Genomic DNA, 7100 nt, shown 5'->3' with positions numbered 1-7100 from the left:
TTTGTTTTAAGCTTCTGCGCTTGCTTTCTTATTAGCATCTAAACGTCTTGGATTAAGTTGTTTAGAATAATCTTTAGTTGGTCTACCTTTTTTAGTAGTACCTTCTTCTTGAACTTTTTTCTTAGCTACTTGACCTGGGAATAATATTTTAGGCTCTTCTAAATTTTTTCTGTATATTGTAAATTTAAAACCTATAGCTTGAACGTATTCTGCTCTTAATGCATTACATATTGCATTTGCAGTTTCTTTTGCGTCAAGTCCCGCAGTTTCAAGTATATTAACTTTAACTAGTTCTCTAGAATCTAGCATATTATCTAATTGTTCTAAGAATCTCTCATTTACACCATCTTTACCTATTTGAGTTATAGGTTTCATAGTGTTAGCAAGAGATCTTAAGTAAGCTCTTTGTTTACTATTTAGCATGTCTTCCTCCTAATTTGTATTTAAATTCTAGTGATAGAATTCAAATTCTATTTCGTATATCTTAACTGTATCTCCGTCTTCTATGCCCATTTCTCTAAGTTTATCGAATACACCTTCATTTTCCATAGTTTTTTGGAAGAATTGGATAGATTCCATATCCTCAAAGTCAACAGAGTACATGATTCTTCTAAGTTTTTTACCAGTTACTACATAAGTTCCATCTTCATCTATTTCAACACTTAATCCTTCTTCAACAGTGTTGTCAAGTTCTGGTCTGTAGTATTCTTCTTCTGATACTAATTCTATATCTTCTACTTCTTGAAGTAATTGTGATGTATAAGCTATAACTTCGTCTACACCATCTCTAGTTGCAGCAGACATTTTGAATACTTTGTATCCTCTATCTTCTAAAGTCTTTTTAAAGTTTTCATAAACTGACTCATCAAATAATAAATCAGCTTTGTTTGCCACTACTATTTGAGGTCTAGTAGATAATTTATCGTTGTATAATTTTAATTCATCGTTTATTTTATCGAAATCTTCTATTGGGTCTCTTCCCTCAATTCCTGATATATCGACGATATGGATTAATACTTTTGTTCTTTCTACGTGTCTTAAGAAGTCGTGTCCAAGACCAACACCTTCTGCAGCACCTTCTATAAGTCCTGGTATATCTGCAAGAACGAAACTATCTCCAAAGTTAGTTTTAACAACACCTAAGTTTGGTGTTAAAGTTGTGAAGTGGTAGTTAGCTATTTTTGGTCTAGCTTTAGTTACCACTGATAAGAATGTTGATTTACCTACGTTAGGGAATCCTAAAAGACCTACATCAGCGATCATTTTAAGCTCTAGTATTACCCATCTTTCTTCTCCATCTGTTCCAGATTTAGCAAAACTAGGTGCTTGTCTTACAGCATTTGCAAAGTGTTGGTTTCCTTTTCCGCCTCTACCACCTTTTGCAACTACTGCTTCATCGCCTTCATTTTTTAAGTCAGCTATTATTAAATTAGTAGCTTCGTCTCTTATTATTGTTCCTGGTGGAACTTTTAATACTAAATCTTCACCGTTTTTTCCTGCTTGTCTTTTTTTGCTTCCGTCAGCTCCTGGCTCACCTACATATTTCTTTTTGTATTTGAAATCCATTAAAGTTCTAAGACCTGTATCTACTTTGAAGATTATACTAGCTCCACGACCACCGTCTCCACCGTCTGGGCCTCCTGCTGGAACATATTTTTCTCTTCTGAATGATACAGAACCATTTCCGCCGTTTCCTGCTTTTACGAATATTCTAGCCTTATCTATAAACAAGTCTTTCACCTCCCAAGTAATATTTTTATTGTTTCCATTTTTAAGGTATATATTATTGTTGAAAAAATCTTTGTTTCAGATAGTTGTATGTATATTTCCTATATATTATAAAACAAAAAGGAGTGTAGATACACTCCTTTTCTTTTATAATTATTCAGCAACTTCTACTACTGGATATATACTTACTTTTTTTCTTTTTTTGTCGTATCTTTCGAACTTAACAGTACCGTCTATTAATGCGAATAAAGTGTCATCTCCACCTTTACCTACATTAGTACCTGGATGTATCTTAGTTCCTCTTTGTCTTACTATTATACTACCAGCAGTAACTACTTGTCCGTCATATCTTTTAACACCTAATCTTTTTGATATAGAATCTCTACCATTTTTAGAAGACCCTACCCCTTTTTTAGATGCTAATAATTGTAAGTTCATGTTTAACATTTGGAGTCACCCCCTACTTTTTTAAGATTTTTATATTTTTCGGATATTGTCCTTTTATCATTTCCATTGTTAACTTAAAGTGTTCAAATAATAAATCAGTTTTATCATTTAAACAATCTTCTTTTACTATGCATTCAATCATTCCTTCTTGTCCTATTTCAGACTCAAATTCGACTTTTGCTAGTAAATTCAATGAGTTGTCCACACCTATTGCGTTAGATGTAACGGCTGAACAAACTATATCGTAGCCATATTCGGCATACTCAGCATGTCCTTTTAGTGTGAATCCTTTTAATCTGAAATCATCTGTGTAATGATATTTAATCTTTATCATATTACACTCCAATTACTAAGCGTTTATAGATTCTATAACTAACTTAGTGTATGGTTGACGATGTCCTTGTTTTCTTCTGTAGTCTTTTTTAGCTTTGTATTTGTAAACTATTACTTTCTTAGCTTTTCCTTGAGCTACAACTTTAGCAGTTACAGTAGCACCTTCTACAACTGGAGATCCAACAGTTAATCCGTTTTCACCAGCAACAGCTAATACTTGATCTAAAGTTACAACATCACCTTCGTTAGCTTCTAATTTTTCTACGAATAATACATCACCTTGAGCAACTTTGTATTGCTTTCCACCTGTTTTAACTATAGCGTACATTCATATACACCTCCTCGGTCTCAAACTCGCCATTAAGGTACTTTCTTTCGAAAGTTTTTACCTTGTCTGTGCGGCATTACAGTTATTAATAATACATTGTTTTTGATTAAAAGTCAATATTATTTATAAATAATTTTTTCGCCTTTTTGATTTATACTTTCTGTTTTTGTAATTTCAATACTTATCTCGTATTTTTTTTCTAGTTTTTTTAGAGAATCGCTGTATTTTTCAATCATTTTATTGTAAATATATGGTGATATTTCCAATAAAATATTATTATAGTTCGTATGTTCTTTCATTCTTATAATGTCTTTTTCTAAATTATCTAATATGTAGTTAATTGATTTTTGACTAAATTCACTTTTACAATTTTCACATGTGCTTAGATAGTAAGAATCTATAGAGTCTTTTTCTCGCATTCTAGCGATTTCAACAAGACCTAATCTAGTTATACCTAGGACCTCGCTTTTTCTTTTGTCTCTACTTAGACATTCTTCTAATTTTTTAATTAAGTTTTCTTTATATTTTTTCTTTTGTAAATCTATAAAGTCTACTATTATAATACCGCCAATATCTCTAATCTTTAGTTGCCTTGCAATTTCTTCGCAGGCTTCTAAATTAGTTTTATACATAGTTTCTTCTCTCGAGATATTTCCTGTAAATTTTCCTGTATTAACGTCGATTACAGTCAATGCCTCTGTTTTTTCTATTATTAAATAGCCTCCACTTTTAAGCCATACTTTTTTGCTTAAAGCTCTTTCTATTTCTTTTGAGACTTTGTATAAATCAAATATATCTTTATTTTGCTCTAAAATTAGTTTATCTACATAACTTTTATCTATGTTACTTAATAAAGTTTTAATTTCTGTATATTTATCTTTATCATTAAAGATAATATTATCTATTTCGTCATTAATATTATCTTTAATGTATTTTGTGTCTAGGTCTAATTCTTTATATAGTAGTTTAGGACCCATACCTAATTTAAATTCTTTAGATATATTTTTATATCTATTTATAAGCATTTCAAAATCTTCTTTTAATTTATCTATATCACAGCCTACAGCTTCTGTTCTAATTATTATGCCCAGATTGTCTTTGTTTAATGATTTTACTAATTTTTTTAGTCTAAATCTTTCTTTTTCTTCAGATATTTTATTTGATATTGTAATTCTATCATTTGATGGTATTAAAACTAAATACCTCCCAGATATACTTATCTCTTGTGTAAGTCTTGGTGCCTTAGTTCCAACAGCTTCTTTGTTGATTTGAACGAGAACTTCCATACCATTTTTTATATCGTCAGAAGATTTAATAGGTAAATATGCCATCTTTTCAAAACCTATATCTACAAAAGCCGCCTCTATACCTGGCTTGATATTTTTTACTATACCTCTGTAAATATTTGATTTTGTCTTTTTATGTATATTATCTTCTATTAATAGTTCTATTAGCTTATTATCCTGCATAACTGCAGTCTGTGTAGATGAAATTAATGATTGTACTATAATTTGTTTCATTTTATTATCTCTATAAATTAAAGTGGAGTCACTAATTGACCATCTTCCATAGCATATAAATCACGTCTTAAAACACTAACTTCTCTTGGATCTATTTCTAAATCAAGCATATTTAATATTTGTGGTATTAAGATATTTATATTTAAATTAGCTTTTGATCCTGTAGCTATAGTAGACTCAAAAGTTACTTTTTTGTCGTCTAAGCTTACTAAATCAAAGTTTTTGATTAAAGGTCTTATATCGACTTCTACTTTTCTACCTTTTTTATTTGTCTTAGTTACTATTATCTCTTCACTTTTTACGAAGTTTAACACTCTTGATTTAACAAATTCTTTGCTTAAAGGAGTGTCTAAGTCTATATTGAATATATATTCTCCATAAACTATTACTGATGATAATGAAGGAGTTTTTGGGTCTATTTCTTGACCTTTTATAAATTTAATTCCCTCTGGTAATTGATTGTTTATTCTCTCTAAAAATTCGTCTACTTCTATATCGTCTTCGATTTCTATATCAACATATTCACCTTGACTCTCTACTCCTAGAGCTAATGCATTACCATAACTCATTTTAGGATGAGGATTGAATCCTTCAGAATAACTTAAGTTTATTTTTGCTCTTCTGAATGCTCTTTGTAGAAGTCTTTGTAAATCAAGATGAGATATAAATATCATCTCATCTTCTTTTTTGTATTTAACTCTTATTAATTTACTCATACTTAACATAACCCCTTTCCAATTTCGTGTGCATTTATTCCACAACCATTACATCTGTGTCTACAGTCTACAGTTATTTTTTCAGCTCTAGCTATTTCATTTTCTCTAACTAAGAACTTTTTACTAACACCTACGTCTATATGGTCCCAAGGGAATACTTCGTCGTAAGATCTTTCTCTATTAGCATAGAATGCTATATCTAAATTATTTTTTTCCATAGCTTCTTTGTATATATCTAGTTTGAAGTGTTCACTCCATCCATCGAATTTTGCACCCATTTTGTATGCATCTAATAGTACTTTTCCTAGTCTTCTGTCTCCTCTTGCAAATACTGCTTCCATTAAACTTGTTTTTGAGTCATGGTAGTTGTATTTTATATCTTTATTTTTTAGAGCTTTAACTAAATAACGTTGTTTATCTAAAACTTCTTCAGTTGTATCTTGTCCATGCCATTGGAATGGTGTAAATGGTTTTGGTACAAATGTAGATGTACTTACTGTAACTGAGAATTTCTTTTTAAGTTTTCCATCGTGTACATTTCTATAAGTGTCTATAACATCGTATGCTAAATCTCTTATACCATCTAAGTCATCGTATCTTTCAGTTGGAAGACCTATCATGAAGTATAATTTAACACTGTTCCATCCCATTTCGAATGCTTTTTTAGTTGTATTTTTAAGGTCTTCTTCTGTTACACCTTTGTTTATAACATCTCTAAGTCTTTGAGTACCAGCTTCTGGTGCAAATGTAAGACCAGATTTTCTAACTTGTTGTATTTTTTCTGCTATTTCCATAGAGAAGTTGTCAAGTCTAAGTGATGGTAGAGATATACCTATATTTTCTGGTGTAAATTCATCAACTAAGAAATCCGTTAATTCTGGTAGATTAGTGTAGTCACTTGTACTTAGTGATGATAATGATATTTCGTCATATCCTGTATTGTCTACTAATTCTCTTACTGATTTAGTTAATGTATCTAAGCTTTTTTCTCTTATTGGTCTGTATATCATACCTGCTTGGCAGAATCTACATCCTCTTGTACATCCTCTAAATAATTCTAATACAACTCTATCGTGAACTATTTCTATATAAGGAACTATTAATTTTTCTGGATAATATACTTCATCCATATTTCTTATTATTCTTTTGCGAACTTTTTCGTTTACGCCTTCTCTATTTGGTTTAACAGATTTTACTGTTTGGTCTTCGTTGTATTCTACATCGTAGAAACTTGGAACGTAAACCCCTTCTATTTTTGCTACTCTAGCTAAGAAATCTTCTCTTGTAGTTTTATTTTTCTTCCACTCTTTATATTCAGCAACAACTTCTAAGTTTACTTCTTCACCTTCACCTAGTATTGCTATATCTATGAAGTCTGCAAGTGGCTCACAGTTATATGCACATGAACCTCCAACCATTATGAATGGATCGTCTAATTCTCTATCTTCTCTTTTTAGAGGTATTCCTGCTAAATCCATCATATTTAATATATTTGAATATGAAAGCTCGTATTGAAGAGTAAATGCAACAAAATCAAAGTTTCTTATAGATTCTCTTGATTCTAATGCAAATAGAGGTATATTATTTTCTCTCATTATTTGTTCCATATCTAATGCCGGAGCATAAACTCTCTCATAGAACACATCTTCATCTTTATTTATTACTCTATATAGTATTTGACTTCCTAAGTGACTCATACCTACTTCGTATAAATCTGGGAAGCAGTGTGCGTATCTTATTAAATCTTTATTTGTAGTATCTTTATGGATTGAATTTATTTCATTTCCTAGATATCTAGCTGGTTTTTCTACTTTTTTAAGTATCTTTTTAAAATTATGTTTATCCATCTATTACTTAATCCTCCATGTTCTCTATATTACAGTCAATTATTTTTATTTTAGTTTATATTAAAAATAACACGAATTTTATTATACACTATAAAATATTATGTTCAAAGGTTTTTATTTATAAATAAATCCATTATTGTATATAATTAAAATAAATTATTATGTATTAATTTCGATAAAC

Annotated in this window: 8 protein-coding genes; all 8 read right to left on the bottom strand. The window is 30.1% G+C overall.

Annotated elements, in window-relative coordinates:
• Positions 1-6: 6 nt before the first annotated feature.
• The 8 genes from I4U58_RS11750 to I4U58_RS11715 all read right to left on the bottom strand — a co-directional run bounded on the left by I4U58_RS11750 (position 7) and on the right by I4U58_RS11715 (position 6919).
• Positions 7-423: a YhbY family RNA-binding protein gene (locus I4U58_RS11750; protein ID WP_195931535.1), complete on the bottom strand. Its 417-nt coding sequence runs from the start codon at positions 421-423 to the stop codon at positions 7-9.
• Positions 424-450: 27 nt separating this feature from the next.
• Positions 451-1731 (bottom strand): GTPase ObgE, encoded by a 1281-nt coding sequence (obgE, locus tag I4U58_RS11745; protein WP_195931534.1) that lies wholly within the window; start codon positions 1729-1731, stop codon positions 451-453.
• Between the two features lie 150 nt (positions 1732-1881).
• Positions 1882-2175 (bottom strand): 50S ribosomal protein L27, encoded by a 294-nt coding sequence (gene rpmA / locus I4U58_RS11740; protein ID WP_022072586.1) that lies wholly within the window; start codon positions 2173-2175, stop codon positions 1882-1884.
• 13 nt (positions 2176-2188) lie between these two features.
• Positions 2189-2509 (bottom strand): ribosomal-processing cysteine protease Prp, encoded by a 321-nt coding sequence (locus tag I4U58_RS11735; protein ID WP_195931533.1) that lies wholly within the window; start codon positions 2507-2509, stop codon positions 2189-2191.
• A 15-nt stretch (positions 2510-2524) separates the two neighbouring features.
• Complete coding sequence (gene rplU, locus I4U58_RS11730; RefSeq protein ID WP_195931532.1) at positions 2525-2836, bottom strand: 50S ribosomal protein L21; 312 nt, start codon at positions 2834-2836, stop codon at positions 2525-2527.
• 119 nt (positions 2837-2955) lie between these two features.
• The gene (locus I4U58_RS11725; RefSeq protein WP_195931531.1) at positions 2956-4356 is read right to left on the bottom strand and encodes an Rne/Rng family ribonuclease; all 1401 of its coding nucleotides are present in this window, start codon (positions 4354-4356) and stop codon (positions 2956-2958) included.
• Positions 4357-4373: 17 nt separating this feature from the next.
• Entirely contained in the window at positions 4374-5072 is a 699-nt protein-coding gene (locus tag I4U58_RS11720; protein ID WP_195931530.1) for a TIGR03936 family radical SAM-associated protein, read from the bottom strand.
• A gap of 2 nt (positions 5073-5074) precedes the next feature.
• Positions 5075-6919 (bottom strand): TIGR03960 family B12-binding radical SAM protein, encoded by a 1845-nt coding sequence (locus I4U58_RS11715; protein ID WP_195931529.1) that lies wholly within the window; start codon positions 6917-6919, stop codon positions 5075-5077.
• Positions 6920-7100: the final 181 nt, after the last annotated feature.

The sequence above is a fragment of the Clostridium sp. 1001270J_160509_D11 genome (assembly GCF_015667935.1).
Lineage (GTDB): Bacteria > Bacillota > Clostridia > Peptostreptococcales > Peptostreptococcaceae > Intestinibacter.
Note: the sequence above shows the minus strand (reverse complement) of the source record. Positions and strands in the feature narration are given on the sequence as shown.

Excerpts from the sequence above, each read along its gene's own strand:
- rpmA (WP_022072586.1), bottom strand. The coding sequence starts at position 2,175 with ATGTTAAACATGAACTTACAATTATTAGCATCTAAAAAAGGGGTAGGG.
- I4U58_RS11750 (WP_195931535.1), bottom strand. The coding sequence starts at position 423 with ATGCTAAATAGTAAACAAAGAGCTTACTTAAGATCTCTTGCTAACACT.
- I4U58_RS11725 (WP_195931531.1), bottom strand. The coding sequence starts at position 4,356 with ATGAAACAAATTATAGTACAATCATTAATTTCATCTACACAGACTGCA.
- I4U58_RS11720 (WP_195931530.1), bottom strand. The coding sequence starts at position 5,072 with ATGAGTAAATTAATAAGAGTTAAATACAAAAAAGAAGATGAGATGATA.
- I4U58_RS11735 (WP_195931533.1), bottom strand. The coding sequence starts at position 2,509 with ATGATAAAGATTAAATATCATTACACAGATGATTTCAGATTAAAAGGA.
- I4U58_RS11715 (WP_195931529.1), bottom strand. The coding sequence starts at position 6,919 with ATGGATAAACATAATTTTAAAAAGATACTTAAAAAAGTAGAAAAACCA.
- rplU (WP_195931532.1), bottom strand. The coding sequence starts at position 2,836 with ATGTACGCTATAGTTAAAACAGGTGGAAAGCAATACAAAGTTGCTCAA.